This is a genomic window from Nocardioides sp., assembly GCF_035503875.1.
Lineage (GTDB): Bacteria > Actinomycetota > Actinomycetes > Propionibacteriales > Nocardioidaceae > Nocardioides.
Genome location: NZ_DATJTA010000069.1, coordinates 1 through 15,255, shown reverse-complemented (window position 1 = coordinate 15,255; position 15,255 = coordinate 1). Strand labels below are relative to the sequence as shown.

Here is a 15,255-nt window from a genome sequence, read left to right as displayed (position 1 = left end):
GGACCTCGAACGCATCGCCGCGACCCTCAACAAGCGACCCCGCCCTACCCTGGGACTCAAGACCCCAGCCCAAGCGCTGGCCGAGCTCCTGTCGAACCCGACAGCAGCATGAACGTTGCTTCCACCGGTTGACCCCGCCCTGCCCATGCTTCCCGATGCGTCCGACGACGGCGATTTGGCGGAATCGCGCACCGAGGCGTTCGGCTATGTCTACTGCGGACTACGTCGCATCGCAGCGGCTGAGGGGCCTGGTGCCAGCCAGGATGAGTACACCGACGCGGCTCACGACGGGCATGAGAACGCCGACACCGCCCCTGAACACAGTTCGACAGCGAGACAGGAACCGGCCGCCGCAGATAGTGACGCAACGGCGCCATCAACTTCGCGCTACAAACTGAAGAATCCCGATGAGATTGATGCCGAATTCCTTCGCGCGTTGCACGACGTGCGACGCCGGGACGACGCCGACCGTGACGCCGTCACGAAGGCACTCCAGTTGCTCGAGCGTGAGCCGTCCTTCGGGCGTGTCGGGATTCAGCCGTCGATGTGGGCCGCCGACCAGGGCCTCGCAGTCGAGCAGATCGGTCACCTCAGCACAGGTCATAAGATCGTCCTTAACATCGTGGTCCAGTTGGCAGCCCATCTGCGGAGACGTTCTCTCGTGCTCCTTGACGAGCCTGAGACTCACCTTCATCCGCCGCTGCTGGCAGCCTTGATGAAATCAGTCCAGCAACTACTAGACCACTACGACTCGTTCGCAGTGATGGCGACGCACAGCCCCGTCGTCTTGCAGGAGATTCCTGCAGTCAACGTGCGCGTGTTATCCCGATTCGGAGACGACGCGGAGGTGTCTTCTCCGCATATCGAGACGTTCGGCGAGAATCTCTCGACCGTCACACGCGCCGCCTTCTCGCTGGATAGCAGTGCAACGGACTATCAGGGAACGCTGGCCGAGCTGGCCGCAAGCAACACCGTAGAAGAAATTGATGCCCTATTTCCGCTTGGGCTGAGCGACCAGGCTCGTGCACTCGTTCTGCGGCTCAAGCGGGCCACCCGCTGATGATCCAACTTAACTACGCCTTTGACGCGGCCAACGAGGCCGACACCTTCGACGAACTTCGACACGAAGCCAGCACCGCGCGTCAGGTAGTGCTCTCTGACTTGCGAGGAACCGTCCTGGCGGCCTACAACTCTTACAGCACCACCACCCCTGTCACCGCATTGCAGACAGTCCTGCCCGTACCCGTCCAGACGAAGAAGAAGCAGCAAGACGAGTCGGGCGAGGAGCACCCTGATACTCCGAAAGTGAAGGCTCTGCAGGGAAACTACGACCTTCTGCGATACACGAAGCGGCGCGATATCGGTCTACGCCTTCTTCGCAGAAGCAAGAAGTGCTGCATGTGCGGCCACCGCGATTCCGGGCAGCTAGACCACTACTTGCCCTACTCCCTGTTCCCCGAGTTCACGGCACTGACGGTGAACCTCATCCCTGTCTGCGCCGTCTGTAACCTGACCAAGTCGGACACCTACCGCCGCGCTGACGGAGGGGCCGCGTACCTTCATGCCTTCCGCGATGAGTTGCCCAATCTCGAGCAGTTCCTCGTCGCGACCGTAGACATCGACGACACCGTCGTCGTCGACTTCGTCGTGGAGCAACCCTCAAGCATGAGTGACGCGGTGTTCGAGACGCTTCGATCGCACTTTGAGCTCCTAGAGCTTGCGGAGCTCTACGGGACCCAGGCCACTGAGTTGATGTTCGAAAAATTGGTCATGCTTCATGAGGCTGCAGAGGACGGTGGATCCGCGGTTGCGTACTACCTCGAACGAGAAGCCGCCTCTATTGCTGCTCGCCGAGGGAACAACCACTGGGAGCCCGTCGCGCTGCGCGCACTCGCCGCTAGCAACGCATTTTGCAACGGTGGATCTGCGGCCCTCGGACCTGCTCAAGGCGTATATCATGCAGCCGTTCTGGGGACTTGACCACGCTGCTGCGATCGAACGCCAATCGACAGGTCGTTGCAGCTGACGGTCTTACAGAGGCCTATTGCGCGGGCTATTCCGGCAACCACAGGCCTTAATGTAGAAGTGGGAAGGTCCAGCCCGCGTGCTGTTTCCTCCGACTCAGCATCGGAAGGGTCTCGACGCGGACATCTCAACTCCGCCGCGGCACCGAGTGCACGTCAACGGAGATTCTGCGCCGACGAGTCATGGAGATAAGGATGCGGTGCAAGAATCCCCTGAGTGGTGTTACTCCGCGTGCCGACTGACGACTCCTTGAAGACCGACACGAAGTCCGTCCACGACGCGGGCCACGAGAACTCGCGCTGTCGAGGTCACCATCGACGATCGTGGGTGCAAGTCGCCCGACCAGTCCGATCCGACCTCGAGTCGATGATCACTCCTCCAGGTTGCGTCGTTAGGACGCATTTCGGAATGTCACCTACTCCGAAACGATGCGTTGCGGTGCACGGCTGCATGGTGCCACTTGTCCGGCGGTCGGCCAGCGAACCGGAACTATTCTGATCCTGAGACGTGTGGCGAGCGACAACTCGCGGCGCACCCAGGGCGAGAAGCGAAACGCGGGGGTTTGCAGCGCATATAGCGTTACCGAGGACCGCAGCACGTGTTCCAGATGGTCCTGAGGACGAACGTCCCTGTTGTGAAGTCGGTCGACGTAAACGAACTCGTGCGCCCCATGTAATTGATGTGCAATTTGTTCTAGGGCGGATAGGTCGAGGGCGCCGTCTCGCATGGAGTAGCTCAGGAACGCGACGGTCATTCGATCAGACCGCTCGCATACGCCGCCCATGCCGTCAACACCACAAACGCAACAAGGAAGTAGTAGAGCATCGAGGCATTGAAGAATGCGTGGAGGACCCGATGCCAATGCGCAGGCTGATCTTCGACCGGCAAGCCGACACCGTCGGACGCGTAACTGCTGAGTTCGGGGACACGTTTTACCCGGTCTCGCAGGAGCTCTTTCATCCTGGCCCGCAACTTGACTTGGATGTAGTAGCTCTGTGCGTCGGCACACCAGAACACCGCCACGACGACCAGACCGCCGACAAAGATTGCCTGATTGAGTTCACGGTTGCTGAGGAGCGCGATCAGCGTCCCCGCGGCGACTATGACTGTCGCGCAGAGCTTCTTCAACTCAAAGCAGTTGCTCGACACTTGCAATGTCGCGGCGTGCAACTGATCGATCTGTTCCTTGTCCAACGTGTCGGCTGTGGTGCCCGGGTCACTCATGGACGTACCGTTGCCACGTGCTGCGCTGGCTGGCAGATGCGGGGTGGGCACACATGGCTGACGGCTCCTTCGCTTCACGACCTGACTCTATTGGAACCATGGAACCCGCAGCCTCAACGAGTTCCGACTGATGGTGCCCTCATCGGGCCAGCAATGGACGACACCCACCGCGCCGGAGTGTTAGGACCAGATCCCGCACGCCTGGTGGCACGCGCCGCGTCATTTCGCCGCCAATGACGGGCACTGCTGATCTACGTTCGTCGGTGGAATCTGACGCCGCCGCCAGGAAGGCGTTCGGTGGCGTAGGTCGGGTCGTGGGCTCGATGGTGATGGTGGGAGCAGAGGAGCTGTCCGTCGGCGAGGTCGGTGCGGCCGCCGGCGGCCCAGGGAGTGCCGGCGTGGTGGGCCTCGCACCACGGCGCCGGAATGTGGCAGCCCTCCGCTCGGCATTCGCCGTCGCGGAGCCCGAGGGCGCGGCGCTGGGCACGATTGAAGAAGCGTTGGGAGCGGCCGAGGTCGAGGACTTCGCTCTGGCCGTTGAGGACGGCGGGGACGATGCCGGCGGTGCAGGCGAGGCGGCGGGCTTCCTCGGCGGTGATGCGGTCGTGGGAGTCGCCGGGGGCGGGGTTGCCGAGCGTTGCGGTTGCGAGGTCGGCGCGGAGCGAATCCAGGCTCATGGTCACGACGAGAGTGGTGGCGTCGCCGCCGTGGATCGGGAGGCGCGCCGGGTCGAGAGTCTCCAGGAGTTGGCAGAACGCTCGCGCTGCCTTGCGTCCGTAGGGGGCGGGGCTGCTGGTCGGCTCACTGGGTTTCGAGGCTCGCTTCGCTCGCACCTCAACCAGCGTTGAGTCGGCGTTCGGTCCCTCCTCCACCAGCGACGGGTCAGCCGCCGGGGCGGTGTCATCGCGGCGGGGGTTCGTGAAGGCGTGGAGGCAGGTCGCGAGTCTCGCGGCGGAGGCATCGGGGATCAGGCCGGTGATGCGGGTCGTGCCGTCCCCGAGGGCGCGGAGGCCCAGGCGCATCCGCTGGTGGGCGGAGGCTTCGAGGTCGGCCAGGTGGCGGGCCTCGACCGCTTCGGCGATCTCGGGGGCGATGACGTCGAGGATGCGACGGCCCAGGCGGGCGAGCTCGGTGGGGTCGAAGCGGTCGGCGTACCCCACCAGGGCGGCCTCGGCCTCGTCGACCACGGACGAGGAGACGTCGGCGGGCAGCTTGGCCAGGGCGGTGGCGATGACGTGGGCCTGGTCGAGGTTCACGCGGCCCTCGCGCAACGCGGCGGCGAGCACCGGCCGGTCCGGAAGGGCCAGGGCGAGACGGAACTCGGCCGCGCAGTCGCCGCGGCGGCGGTGCGTGGCGGCTGCCGTCCAGGCACCTGCGTCGCGGGCGCCGGTCTCCTCGGCCACGTCGGAGGCGTCGGCGGTGACCCGGAGCCGGAGCTCGGCGACCCGTGCCTCGATCGCGGCCAGCTCGACCAGGGCTGCCGCCTTGTCCGGCGCGGTCATGAAGGCCGGGTTCACGTCGGCGACCGACTTCAGCGCACCGTCGATCTCGGCCGCGGCTTGGCGGATCGGGTGGGCCATGCGAGCCTCCGAGAGCTCTACGGGATGACCATCTCAATATCGTCGAACGCACGTTCGATCGCAACCGAGTTTCCACACCCTCGACCCGGTGCTGCGAAATGCCGCACGTGGCGTCGTGACTACCTCCACAGGGGGCTCGACCTCGCGGCGTTTCGGTTCTTGTGGGTCGTCGCGCGCAGTGCCCGCACTACTACAGCGATAGGCGCCGTCGACAGCCGGCCTGTGCCCAGGCCGAAGAGCCGGTCCGCTCAGCGGGCGAGCGGGTCGCCGACGTCCGAGCGGTACTTGTCGAGGATCGCGCGTACGGCGGCCTCGTCACGGTCGGCGACGGGGAGCAGCAGCTCGGTGACCACGTCGCAGAGCTCGGCGAGGCGCACGTTGAGCTGGCGGCACTCCTGCACCTCCTCCTCGAGCACGCGCATGCGCTCCTGCATCGCGGCCCGGCTGCGGAACAACCTCTTCATCGACTCCATGAGACCACCATCCTGCACAACGAGGGGCCGGCGTCCGCCGCTGCCCCGGGGATTCCCACCTGCGCCTCGGTGAGCTCGACCAGCTCCTCGACCCGGCCGCCGCGCTCCCGCACCGCCTCGACCACCCGCTCGGCGGGGACCGCGCGCAGGCCCGCCTGCCGGGAGTTGTCCGTGGCGACGGTCTGGAACTGCAGGTAGCACCGGCCCGAGTCACGGGTGATCGTGCGGGCCAGGCGCAGCAGGTGGGCCAGTCCGGTCCGGTCGACCGCGTCCACGACGTGGTGGGCGAGGACGACCCGCGGCCCCTCCTCGCGGGCGAGCCAGGCACCGACGGAGAGCACCGAGCGCAGCTCGTGGAGGTTGACCCAGGCGAACTCGGTCTGCAGGCCCTTGCGCTCGGCGCGGCCCTGCGCCCGGCGCAGGTCGGGGCCGAAGAAGTCCAGGCCGACGACCCGGGTGCCGGTCCGGCTCAGCCACAGCGCATCGGCGCCCTCGCCGCAGCCGACGTCGACGAACGTCGCCGTACCGCCCTCGCGGCGGCCGACCCAGCGCACGAAGGTGCTCGGGGCGCGCCGGGAGGGCGCGGTCGTCCCGTCCCGCTTCTTCGCCCAGCGCTCGTCGATGCCGACCCGGGTGCCGCGGAACCAGCCGGAGAGCCGGCGCTGGGTGCTGCGCGGCGTCGTGAACTGGTACGCCGGGTCCGGCGTACGCCAGGTCGGGCCGTACATCGCCTCGAGGAGGTGGTCCGGCTGGGCCGGTGCCGGGAACTCCCGGCCGGCCAGCACGACCGGACTGCGGGGGTAGAGCCACTCCCGGCGGAAGGGGTGGCCGACCTCCCCCATCAGGTAGAGCATGTCGTCGCGCATGAACCCGCCGAAGACGTCGAGGCCGCGCGGCGACCCGTCGGCCTCCCGGGCGACCACCTTCAGCCCGAGACCGCTGTAGCGGTGCACCGGGAAGCCCATCTCGCGCAGCCGGCGCTGCAGCTGGAAGGACTCCCGGATGACGTCGACGGGGTGCTCGAAGCGGCTGACGTAGCCGAGGTCGGCGTCGGAGTCGTGGCCGATGAAGTCCTGGTCGCGGACCGCGCCGAGGAGGGTGCCGTACGCGACGAACGGCTCGACGCCCGCCTCCTCCAGGGCGCCGAGCACCACCTCGATGGTGTCGAGCAGCGGGAGCATCTGGTCGGGGTCGCGGTCGCCGAACAGCCGGGTCAGCCGCAGGCTCTTGTCGAGCGCGAGCGGGTTCCCGTCCCGGTCCCGCACGCTGATCGGCCCCTCGCCGCCACCGAGCCGGACGGAGGTCGACAGCCACACGGTGTCGTCGACCGGGTCGGCCAGGGCGACCTCGACCGAGCCGTCGAGGAAGCGTCGCAGCGCGGGCGGCCAGTCGTAGTGGCGGCGCTCGTCCTCGCCCGTCGTGTCGCGCTTGAGCCAGAGGGAGAAGACCCGCTGGCCGTCGAAGAGCACGTTGGCCGGTACGTCGTCGGTGGCGGTGAAGCTGAGACCTCGGTCATCGACGGCGAGGTCGGTGACGGGCGCCGTCGTCCGGGGTGGCATGCGGGTCATGCTAGTCATCCGGCGCCGCCGGGGCGTCGTCGGCGGCGGCCCGGGTCGACCCCTCCTCTAGAGTGCCCGGCGTGATCGTCACCGTCACCACTCTCAAGGACCGCCTGGCGAACGTGCAGCGCTTCGTCCGGGGCAACCTCGCCGGTGGCGCCGACCACCTCATCGTCTTCCTCGACGACTCCGACGGTCCCGAGGACGAGGTGCTCGCGTGGCTGACGGCCCAGCCCCAGGTGACCGTCGTGGTCACCGACGAGTCGTGGTGGCAGGGCCGACGCCCCCAGCTCCTCAACAAGCGCCAGCGCGTCAATGCGAACCTGGCCCGAGCCGTGCTGCGCCGTCTCGACTGGGCGGAGTGGCTCTTCCACGTCGACGCCGACGAGATCGTGCGCATCGACCGCGCGGAGCTCGCCAAGGTGCCGCGGCGCCGTCCGGCCGTGGGTCTCAAGCCGCTCGAGGTCGTCAGCGAGATGCACCCCGCCGGGGAGCCGCGGCTGTTCAAGCCCCTGCTCAAGGACGGAGACCTCGCCCTCCTGCAGGTCCTGGGCGTGCTGGCCGAGCCGACGAACTCCCTCTACTTCCGCAGCCACATCGCCGGGAAGGTCGGCGTACGCCCGCAGGCCGACGTGTGGCTGGGCATCCACAAGGCCACGGACAACGACGACAACCGCCTGCCCCTGGTCCACCGCGCCGGGTTCGAGATGCTGCACCTGGAGTCGTACTCCGGGGAGGAGTTCGTCCGGAAGTGGACCGCGATGGTCGGCTCCGGCCCCCAGATGCACTTCGGACCCCACCGGATGCAGCTGGCGACCGCCCTGAAGGCCGTGGTGGGCAAGGACCTGCCCGACGAGCAGCGCGCCCGCTTCTTCGAGCTGATCTACGAGCGGCACATGGCCGACCCGGTCGACCTGCTGCGCGACCTCGGCCTGCTGCGCGAGATCGACCCGCTGCAGGGCACGCACACGCCCGAGCCCCTGCCCGACGCCGAGCGGGCCCGGCTGGTCGGCATGCTGGAGGAGCTGCGCGACCAGGACAAGTGGCAGTTCCTCCCCGACAGCGACCGCAAGAAGGACGCCAAGAAGGGAAGCGGCCAGGACACCGCCGCGGAGGCGCCGGCCACGAAGCCGGCCACGGACGCGGTCCGCCGCGGACTGGGTCGGCTCCGGCGTTCCTGACCGCTCGTCGAGCGGTGGGCGAGTCACACGAACCACACCAATCCCAACAACATCACCTACCATGAACCAGTCGCCGCCGTCATCGGGAGTCCTGTCATGCGCCAGTCGAGCCGTTCCTCCGAGCCCTCGGCTCCCGTCTCCCGCCGGCGCCGGGCCCTGGTCGGCGCGCTAGCCGCCACGCTCGCGCTCGGCGTCGCCGCGGCCGTCCCCACCGGGTCGTCGACCGCCGCCTCGGCCGCCGCCGCTCCCGCAGCCGCCGCCTCGGCCGCCGCGCTGCGCTCGGGCAACACCTCCTTCCAGGTCGCCACGTTCAACGTCCTCGGCCACAGCCACACCAGGCCCGGGGGCAACCGTCCCGGCTGGGAGAGCGGCCCCAAGCGGATGCGGTACGCGACCCAGCTGCTGGAACAGACCGGCGTCGACCTGGTCGGCTTCCAGGAGTTCGAGCCCCAGCAGTACGCCGCGTTCACGAAGCTGCTCGGCGCCACCTGGTCGATCACCCCCGGGCTGGACGCGCCCGGCCCGGCGCAGTCCAAGGCGATCGCCTGGCGGACCGCCGACTGGACCCTGGTCAGCCAGACCACCTTCATGTCGCCGTACTTCGGCGGTCAGATGCAGGCGCGGCCCCTCATCCAGCTGCGCAACAACGCCACCGGCCAGCTGATCTGGGTGCTCAACACCCACAACCCGGCCAACACCCGCGGCGACGCGCAGAAGTGGCGGGACCAGGCCGAGCGCATCCAGGCGACCCTGGTCAACAACCTGCGCCGCCAGAACCCGAACATCCCGGTGATCCTGCTCGGCGACATGAACGACCGGGAGAAGTTCTACTGCCCGATGACGTACCTGACCGAGCTGGAGTCGGCCAGCGGCGGCTACCACGAGGACGTCCCCGGCGGCGCCTGCCAGCCGACCAGGCCGATGAAGGTCAACTGGATCATGGGCACGCCGGACATCTCCTGGTCGGGCTACACCACCCTGGAGAAGGGCCTGATCCAGAAGACCACCGACCACGCGCTCGTCTACGCCACGGCCACGATCGCGCCGGACGCCGCGGCCCGGGCCGGGATCCAGCGGGTCGTCGTGATCGACGTCCAGGGCCTGCGCTCCCCCGTGATCCGCACCCGCACCACCCCGGCGCTGGCGCGGATCCGCAGCAAGGGCGCGTCCACGCTGGCCGCGCGCACCCTGCAGGAGCGGACCACCGCGCTGCCCAACGCCGTCAGCATGATCACCGGTCGCCCGGTCCGCCGCAAGGACGGCGGACACGGCATCGCGACGGCGTCGACCCGAGGAAGCACGACCGTGCACCGCGCCGCGGGTCGCTACGTCACGAGCATGTTCGACGTCGCCCACGACGTGGGCATGACGACCGGCTTCTACTCCGGAGACGCGCGGTCCAACCTGATCGTGCGCTCCTGGAACTCCCGCAACGGCGCCGCCGACCGCGTCGGCAGGAACAACGGCCGCGGCAAGTTCAACCGCGTCGTCGTGGGCGACCGCGACAACGCCGCCTTCCGCGCGGCCCGCAAGCAGCTCGCGAAGTCGGCGCCCACCCTGACCTTCGTCCAGCTCGACGACCCCGCCCGGGCCGCCGAGAAGTACGGCCCGCGCAGCAGGAAGTACCTCGCGGCGCTCCGCCTCGCCGACGCCCGCGTCAACCGGATCCTGCGGACGATCAACAACACGCCGCGCACGGCCGGCTCCACGATGGTCGTCGTCACGGCGAGCAGCACCGGCCCGTCGCCGACCTCCAGCCGCGTCGTCCCCCTGATGGTCTGGGGTCCGGGCGTCTTCCGCGGCGACCTGTACACGATCAACCCGAGCTACACCACGGCCGCCGCACGTCGCTCGAAGTACACCGGCCGGCAGCCGATCCGGACCGCGGCCGTCGCCAACCTGGTGACGAGCGTGCTCCGCCTGCCGGTGGTCGCCGGGAGCGGCATCAACAGCAGGCAGAATCTCAACGTGTTCGATCCGTCCCTCACCACGCCCGTGGGCTCCGTTCCACGGTCATGAGCACCGCACCCTCGCGGGTCTACGCAGCCCGCCTGGTCGGTCTGCCGATCTTCGACCCGCAGGGCGACCAGGTCGGCAAGGTCCGCGACCTGGTGGTGGCGATCCGCTCGGAGGTGAGCCAACCACGGGTCCTCGGGCTGGTGGCCGAGGTGTTCGGACGGCGGCGGATCTTCGTGCCGATGACCCGGGTGACCAACATCGACGCCGGACAGGTCTACACGACCGGGCTGCTCAACATGCGCCGCTTCGAGCAGCGCTCGACCGAGACCCTGGTGATCGGGCAGATGCTCGACCGCACCGTGACCATCTCCTCCAGCGGCGTCGTCGGGGTCGTGTACGACGTCGCGATGGAGCAGGCCCGCAACCGTGACTGGGTGCTCAGCCGGGTCGCCGTCCAGGAGCCCGCCAAGGGGCTGCGCCGCCGGGGACAGACCCATGTCGTCGAGTGGCGCGACGTCGAGGGGCTCAGCCGTCGCGAGGAGACCCAGGGCGCCACCCACCTCGTGCACGCGCTCAACGAGATGCGCCCGGCCGATGCCGCCAACATGATCCACGACCTGCCCGTGGAGCGCCGGACGGCGGTGGTGGCCGCGCTCGACGACGAGCGGCTCGCCGACGTCCTGGAGGAGCTGCCCGAGGAGGACCAGGTCGAGATCCTCAGCCATCTCGACTCCGAGCGTGCCGCCGACGTCCTGGAGGAGATGTCGCCCGACGACGCCGCCGACCTGATCGCGGAGCTCTCGCCCGAGACCGCCGAGGCCCTCCTGGAGCTCATGGAGCCCGAGGAGGCCGAGGACGTCCGGCGCCTGATGTCGTACGTCGAGAACACCGCCGGCGCGATGATGACCCCCGAGCCGGTCATCCTCGGCCCGGACGCGACCATCGCCGACGCCCTGGCCCACGTCCGCAACCCCGAGCTGACGCCCGCCCTGGCCGCGCTGGTCTACGTCTGCCGCCCGCCGCTGGAGACACCGACAGGCCGGTTCCTCGGGGTGGCCCACATCCAGCGGCTGCTGCGCGAGCCCCCGTCCACCCTCGTGGCCGGTGCGCTCGACGACTCCATGGACCCGCTGCGCCCGGAGGCGACGATCGACCAGGTCGCGGCCCACCTGGCGACGTACAACCTCGTCGCCGCGCCCGTCGTCGACGACAACGGCCACCTCGTCGGTGCCGTGAGCGTCGACGACCTGCTCGACCACATGCTCCCGGAGGGCTGGCGCGACCAGGCGATCCGGTCCACCGAGCGGCGCCAGGGCCGACAGGGTGGTTCCCGTGGCTGAGCGGTCGCCGCGCAGCCGGCTCGACGCGCCGCGCGAGCTGCGCCGTCCCCTCGTACGCCGGCCGGCGTACGACTCCGACACGTTCGGGGTCTTCGCCGAGCAGTTCGCCCGGTTCATGGGGACCGCGAAGTTCCTGCTCTACATGACCGGCTTCGTCGTCATCTGGGTCGGCTGGAACGCCCTGGCCCCCGACGACCTGAAGTGGGACGACTACCCGTTCATCTTCCTGACCCTGATGCTCAGCCTGCAGGCGTCGTACGCCGCCCCGCTGATCCTGCTGGCCCAGAACCGCCAGGAGGCGCGCGACCGGGTGATCGCCGAGCAGGACCGTCAGGCCGATGCCCGCGCCCACGCCGACATGGAGTTCCTGGCCCGCGAGGTCGCGTCCCTGCGGATGGCCGTCGGCGAGGTCGCGACCCGCGACTTCCTCCGCTCGGAGCTGCGCGCCCTGCTCAGCGAGCTCGACGAGCGTGCGGAGTCTCACGTCGCCGACGAGGATCCCGGACGGTCGACCACCTAGACTCGGTGATCATGAGCACCACCCTTCTCGAGCAGGTCAACGCCGCGCTCGCCACGGTCAACGACCCGGAGATCAAGCGGCCCATCACCGAGCTGGGGATGGTCGACTCCGTCGAGATCGACGACGCCGGCCTCGCGCACATCACCGTGCTGCTGACGGTGGCGGGCTGCCCCCTCAAGGACACGATCAACCGGGACGTCACGGCGGCCGTCGACGGCGTCGACGGCGTGAGCGGCGTCGACCTGACGCTCGGCGTGATGAGCGCGGAGCAGCGGGCCGGGCTCAAGGACATCCTCAGCGACGGCAAGGCCCAGCGGGAGATCCCGTTCGCGCAGCCGGGGTCGCTGACCAAGGTCTTCGCGATCGCCAGCGGCAAGGGCGGCGTCGGCAAGTCCTCGGTGACGGTCAACCTCGCGCTCGCGCTGGCCCAGCAGGGACTCAAGGTCGGCCTCGTCGACGCGGACATCTACGGCCACTCGGTGCCCGCGATGCTCGGCGTGGCCGACGCCCGCCCCACCCAGGTCGACGACCTGATCATGCCCGTCCCGACGCCCTCGGGCGTCTCGGTGATCTCGATCGGCATGCTGAAGCCGCGCCGCGACCAGGTCGTCGCCTGGCGCGGCCCGATGCTCGACCGGGCGCTGGTCCAGATGCTCGCGGACGTCTACTGGGGCGACCTCGACGTCCTCCTGCTCGACCTGCCGCCCGGCACCGGCGACGTCGCCATCTCGCTCGGGCAGCACCTGCCCGGCGCCGAGGTCGTCGTGGTCACCACGCCGCAGGAGGCCGCGGCGGAGGTGGCCGAGCGTGCCGGCACGATGGCCTCGATGATGCACCAGCGCGTCGTCGGCGTCGTCGAGAACATGAGCTACCTGCCCTGCCCGCACTGCACCGAGGAGGGCAAGGACCACCGCCTGGAGGTCTTCGGCAGCGGCGGTGGCGAGCGCGTCGCGTCCACCCTCTCGACCCGCTTCGGGTACGACGTACCGGTGCTCGGCCGGATCCCGCTCGACCAGTCCCTGCGCGAGGGCGGCGACGTCGGCAAGCCGATCGTCGAGGCCGACCCCACGGCCCCCGCCGCGCGGGAGCTCTCCGGCATCGCCGCCACGCTGTCGGGTCGCGGACGCGGCCTCGCCGGGATGCAGCTCGGGCTGACGCCGACCAGTAAGTTCTGACGCGTGTTCGGGGTCGGTCTGCCGGAGTTCGCCGTCATCGCGTTCGTCGCGGTCCTGGTCTTCGGCCCGGACCGGCTGCCCGAGCTGGCGAAGCAGGCCGGCGCGATGGTGCGCAAGGCCCGCCAGCTCGCCAACGCCGCTCGCGACGAGCTGCGGGACGAGCTCGGCCCGGAGTACGCCGACCTCGAGCTGCGCGACCTCGACCCCCGCACGATCGTGCGCAAGCACATCGTCGAGGCGATGGAGGACGCCGACGAGCAGACTCCCCGCCGGCGCGGCCTGCGCTCGCTCCAGGACGGCGAGATCCCGCCGTACGACGTCGACGCGACCTGACGGCGGCCCCGGCTCCCTCCCGACTCAGTCCCGGCTCTGCACCGCGGCGAGCGTCGCGAAGGCGACCAGCACGGTCCGTCCCGCCTCCCCGACCTCGACCTCCACGAAGTCGGCGCCCACCCGGCGGGGTACGCCGTCCACGCGTCCCCCGGCGGTGTCGTGCAGCACGCACCGCTCCCCCGCCTCGGCCAGCCGGCGCAGCACCGAGGACCGGCCGAGCCGGGCCAGCGGTGACCAGGCCGCCTCGGGGACCGAACGCGGCGACGCGCCGCTGACCGAGCGGATCGCGGCGAGGGTGACGACCCAGTCCTGGTCCGCGGCGCGCACCAGGCACCACTGCTCGGCGACCCGTTCGAGGACGCCGGCGAGGGTGCCGACGCCGCTCACCTCGAGCCCCACCTCCAGCCCGGCCGACGCGGCCAGCCGGCTGGCCAGGGTGACCTGCTGGTACTCCGCGCGGCTGCGGTCGGCCAGCTCGGGCGCCCGCTCGGCGTCGTAGAGCGCGTCCGCCTGCTGCTCCAGGTCCTCGAGGAACGCGAAAAGGTCGTTCTCCCAGGCCATGTCCCGAGCCTGCCACAGGAAGCACCGGCCTGGGGACAAGCCGTTGACGACTCCGTCAAAGATGCGTTGACTGAGGCAAACAGAAGCAAACGCAAAGGTTCTCGGATGTCTGCCTCCTGCGCCCGCCCGCTGCGCTGCACCCTCGTGTGGCTGGTCAGCACCGTCGCCGCGGTCCTCGCCGCCGCCGTGCTGCATGCGGACGCCCTGGCGCTCGTGAGCGGTCCCGGGGCGGACCTGGAGAGCGCGCTGCTCCGCTGCTGCTCCGCGACCCTGCTCGCGTGTTGCGCCTGGGCCTGGCTGGCGACCACGACGGTCGTCCTCCAGGCGGCCCGGGGGCAGGCGGCGCGGCGGGTGCCGGGCGTCCCCGCGCCCTGGCGGCGTCTGGTGCTCCTGGCCTGCGGGACCACCCTGGCCGCCGGCCTGGCAGTCCCGGCCTCGGCCGACCCCGGACTGTCCGGCCTGCCCCTCCCCGACCGGGCCACGGGCAGCGCGGCACCGCCTGCGGCCGCGGCTCCGGCGACCCCGGTGGTCCTGATGCCGCCTGCCTCACCGACCGACCCGGCGACGGTCCGGCCGGGCGACTCGCTGTGGGACCTGGCTGCCGCCCAGCTCGGCCCGGACGCCTCGCCGGCCGAGGTCGACCGCCAGTGGCGGCGCCTCTACGACCTCAACCGGCCCGTCGTCGGGCCGGACCCCGACCTGATCCACCCCGGCCAGCAGCTGCGGCTGCCCGCACCTCCCGAGGAGCCGTCATGAGCCAGTCCCGACCCGACAACGTCGTACCGCTCCGCGTTCCGGTCCCCATCGCCAGCGTGCAGGGCACGCTCGCCCTCGACCTTCAGCCGCGCCAGGAGCCGCCGCGCGTCCGCTCGCGGGTGGACGCCCGGCGTCAGCGCGACATCGAGCGCTGGGCGCACCGCTTCGCACAGGCGGCCGTCGAGATCGTCGGCGGCGACCGCCCGGCGACGCAGCTGCTGCGCTGGACGACCAGCGAGGTCTACGGCGACCTGCACCGCCGCGCCCTGCTCGTCGCCCGCGCCGGCGGTCACCAGCCCGGCGTCGCCCGGGTTCAGCCCGTCCGCCCCCAGGTGCTCAGCGTCCGCGCCTGCTTCCTGGACCGCGGCGTCGTCGAGGCCGGGGTCCACGTGCGGTACGGCGAGCGCTCCCGCGCCGTCGCCGCCCGCTTCGAGCTCAAGCGGGGCCGGCACGACCCCGCTCCTCGCTGGGTCTGCACCGCCCTGGAGTTCGCCTGACCCTCACCCCGAAACGCCGACCCGGCGTGAGTGTGGTGCCGACCCGGCGCGAGTTCGCGCCGGGTCGGCGAC

16 protein-coding genes and 1 pseudogene are annotated in these 15,255 nt (G+C 70.0%); 11 read left to right on the top strand and 6 right to left on the bottom strand.

What is annotated here, in order from left to right; genetic code table 11:
* The 3 genes and pseudogenes from VMF51_RS25935 to VMF51_RS16460 all read left to right on the top strand — a co-directional run.
* Positions 1 to 112, top strand: a pseudogene (locus VMF51_RS25935) (IS30 family transposase); the annotation flags it as partial.
* A 33-nt stretch (positions 113 to 145) separates the two neighbouring features.
* Positions 146 to 1,060, top strand: coding sequence for an AAA family ATPase (locus tag VMF51_RS16465; protein WP_325475542.1), 915 nt, complete (start codon positions 146 to 148; stop codon positions 1,058 to 1,060).
* Positions 1,060 to 1,980, top strand: a complete 921-nt coding sequence (locus VMF51_RS16460; RefSeq protein ID WP_325475541.1) for a hypothetical protein — start codon at positions 1,060 to 1,062, stop codon at positions 1,978 to 1,980. The genes VMF51_RS16465 and VMF51_RS16460 overlap by 1 nt, the downstream gene beginning before the upstream one ends.
* Before the next feature lie 460 nt (positions 1,981 to 2,440).
* On the opposite strand, the gene VMF51_RS25890 is transcribed toward VMF51_RS16460, so the two are convergent.
* The 5 genes from VMF51_RS25890 to VMF51_RS16440 form a co-directional block, all read right to left on the bottom strand.
* Positions 2,441 to 2,779, bottom strand: coding sequence for a TIR domain-containing protein (locus VMF51_RS25890; RefSeq protein WP_414689479.1), 339 nt, complete (start codon positions 2,777 to 2,779; stop codon positions 2,441 to 2,443).
* Positions 2,776 to 3,249: a hypothetical protein gene (locus VMF51_RS16455; protein WP_325475540.1), complete on the bottom strand. Its 474-nt coding sequence runs from the start codon at positions 3,247 to 3,249 to the stop codon at positions 2,776 to 2,778. The genes VMF51_RS25890 and VMF51_RS16455 overlap by 4 nt, the downstream gene beginning before the upstream one ends.
* 251 nt (positions 3,250 to 3,500) lie before the next feature.
* A complete protein-coding gene (locus VMF51_RS16450; RefSeq protein ID WP_325475539.1) occupies positions 3,501 to 4,829 on the bottom strand; it encodes an HNH endonuclease signature motif containing protein in 1,329 nt (442 codons plus the stop codon).
* 248 nt (positions 4,830 to 5,077) lie between these two features.
* Positions 5,078 to 5,293, bottom strand: coding sequence for a DUF6752 domain-containing protein (locus VMF51_RS16445; RefSeq protein WP_325475538.1), 216 nt, complete (start codon positions 5,291 to 5,293; stop codon positions 5,078 to 5,080).
* Entirely contained in the window at positions 5,290 to 6,861 is a 1,572-nt protein-coding gene (locus VMF51_RS16440) for a methyltransferase domain-containing protein (protein WP_325475537.1), read from the bottom strand. The genes VMF51_RS16445 and VMF51_RS16440 overlap by 4 nt, the downstream gene beginning before the upstream one ends.
* Positions 6,862 to 6,941: 80 nt before the next feature.
* On the opposite strand from VMF51_RS16440, the gene VMF51_RS16435 reads away from it, so the two are divergent.
* The 6 genes from VMF51_RS16435 (at position 6,942) to VMF51_RS16410 (ending at position 13,369) form a co-directional block, all read left to right on the top strand.
* A complete protein-coding gene (locus VMF51_RS16435; RefSeq protein WP_325475536.1) occupies positions 6,942 to 8,042 on the top strand; it encodes a glycosyltransferase family 2 protein in 1,101 nt (366 codons plus the stop codon).
* A 96-nt stretch (positions 8,043 to 8,138) separates the two neighbouring features.
* A complete protein-coding gene (locus tag VMF51_RS16430; protein WP_325475535.1) occupies positions 8,139 to 10,061 on the top strand; it encodes an alkaline phosphatase family protein in 1,923 nt (640 codons plus the stop codon).
* The gene (locus tag VMF51_RS16425) at positions 10,058 to 11,341 is read left to right on the top strand and encodes a magnesium transporter MgtE N-terminal domain-containing protein (protein ID WP_325475534.1); all 1,284 of its coding nucleotides are present in this window, start codon (positions 10,058 to 10,060) and stop codon (positions 11,339 to 11,341) included. The genes VMF51_RS16430 and VMF51_RS16425 overlap by 4 nt, the downstream gene beginning before the upstream one ends.
* The gene (locus tag VMF51_RS16420) at positions 11,334 to 11,861 is read left to right on the top strand and encodes a DUF1003 domain-containing protein (RefSeq protein WP_325475533.1); all 528 of its coding nucleotides are present in this window, start codon (positions 11,334 to 11,336) and stop codon (positions 11,859 to 11,861) included. Before VMF51_RS16425 ends, VMF51_RS16420 begins: the two co-directional genes overlap by 8 nt.
* 11 nt (positions 11,862 to 11,872) lie before the next feature.
* Positions 11,873 to 13,036 carry an Mrp/NBP35 family ATP-binding protein gene (locus VMF51_RS16415; RefSeq protein WP_325475532.1) on the top strand — a complete coding sequence of 388 codons (1,164 nt, stop codon included), beginning with the start codon at positions 11,873 to 11,875 and terminating at the stop codon, positions 13,034 to 13,036.
* 3 nt (positions 13,037 to 13,039) lie between these two features.
* Positions 13,040 to 13,369, top strand: a complete 330-nt coding sequence (locus tag VMF51_RS16410; RefSeq protein ID WP_325475531.1) for a sec-independent translocase — start codon at positions 13,040 to 13,042, stop codon at positions 13,367 to 13,369.
* Between the two features lie 24 nt (positions 13,370 to 13,393).
* Here VMF51_RS16410 and VMF51_RS16405 read toward each other — a convergent pair whose 3' ends face one another.
* Positions 13,394 to 13,930, bottom strand: a complete 537-nt coding sequence (locus VMF51_RS16405) for a hypothetical protein (protein ID WP_325475530.1) — start codon at positions 13,928 to 13,930, stop codon at positions 13,394 to 13,396.
* Positions 13,931 to 14,035: 105 nt separating this feature from the next.
* On the opposite strand from VMF51_RS16405, the gene VMF51_RS16400 reads away from it, so the two are divergent.
* Both VMF51_RS16400 and VMF51_RS16395 read left to right on the top strand, forming a co-directional pair.
* Positions 14,036 to 14,686 (top strand): LysM domain-containing protein, encoded by a 651-nt coding sequence (locus tag VMF51_RS16400; protein ID WP_325475529.1) that lies wholly within the window; start codon positions 14,036 to 14,038, stop codon positions 14,684 to 14,686.
* Positions 14,683 to 15,183: an Rv3235 family protein gene (locus VMF51_RS16395; protein ID WP_325475528.1), complete on the top strand. Its 501-nt coding sequence runs from the start codon at positions 14,683 to 14,685 to the stop codon at positions 15,181 to 15,183. The genes VMF51_RS16400 and VMF51_RS16395 overlap by 4 nt, the downstream gene beginning before the upstream one ends.
* The last annotated feature ends 72 nt before the right edge of the window (positions 15,184 to 15,255 follow it).

Excerpts from the sequence above, each read along its gene's own strand:
- VMF51_RS16450 (WP_325475539.1), bottom strand. The coding sequence starts at position 4,829 with ATGGCCCACCCGATCCGCCAAGCCGCGGCCGAGATCGACGGTGCGCTG.
- VMF51_RS25890 (WP_414689479.1), bottom strand. The coding sequence starts at position 2,779 with ATGACCGTCGCGTTCCTGAGCTACTCCATGCGAGACGGCGCCCTCGAC.
- VMF51_RS16445 (WP_325475538.1), bottom strand. The coding sequence starts at position 5,293 with ATGAAGAGGTTGTTCCGCAGCCGGGCCGCGATGCAGGAGCGCATGCGC.
- VMF51_RS16400 (WP_325475529.1), top strand. The coding sequence starts at position 14,036 with ATGTCTGCCTCCTGCGCCCGCCCGCTGCGCTGCACCCTCGTGTGGCTG.
- VMF51_RS16415 (WP_325475532.1), top strand. The coding sequence starts at position 11,873 with ATGAGCACCACCCTTCTCGAGCAGGTCAACGCCGCGCTCGCCACGGTC.
- VMF51_RS16460 (WP_325475541.1), top strand. The coding sequence starts at position 1,060 with ATGATCCAACTTAACTACGCCTTTGACGCGGCCAACGAGGCCGACACC.
- VMF51_RS16455 (WP_325475540.1), bottom strand. The coding sequence starts at position 3,249 with ATGAGTGACCCGGGCACCACAGCCGACACGTTGGACAAGGAACAGATC.
- VMF51_RS16465 (WP_325475542.1), top strand. The coding sequence starts at position 146 with ATGCTTCCCGATGCGTCCGACGACGGCGATTTGGCGGAATCGCGCACC.
- VMF51_RS16395 (WP_325475528.1), top strand. The coding sequence starts at position 14,683 with ATGAGCCAGTCCCGACCCGACAACGTCGTACCGCTCCGCGTTCCGGTC.
- VMF51_RS16430 (WP_325475535.1), top strand. The coding sequence starts at position 8,139 with ATGCGCCAGTCGAGCCGTTCCTCCGAGCCCTCGGCTCCCGTCTCCCGC.
- VMF51_RS16425 (WP_325475534.1), top strand. The coding sequence starts at position 10,058 with ATGAGCACCGCACCCTCGCGGGTCTACGCAGCCCGCCTGGTCGGTCTG.
- VMF51_RS16440 (WP_325475537.1), bottom strand. The coding sequence starts at position 6,861 with ATGCCACCCCGGACGACGGCGCCCGTCACCGACCTCGCCGTCGATGAC.
- VMF51_RS16405 (WP_325475530.1), bottom strand. The coding sequence starts at position 13,930 with ATGGCCTGGGAGAACGACCTTTTCGCGTTCCTCGAGGACCTGGAGCAG.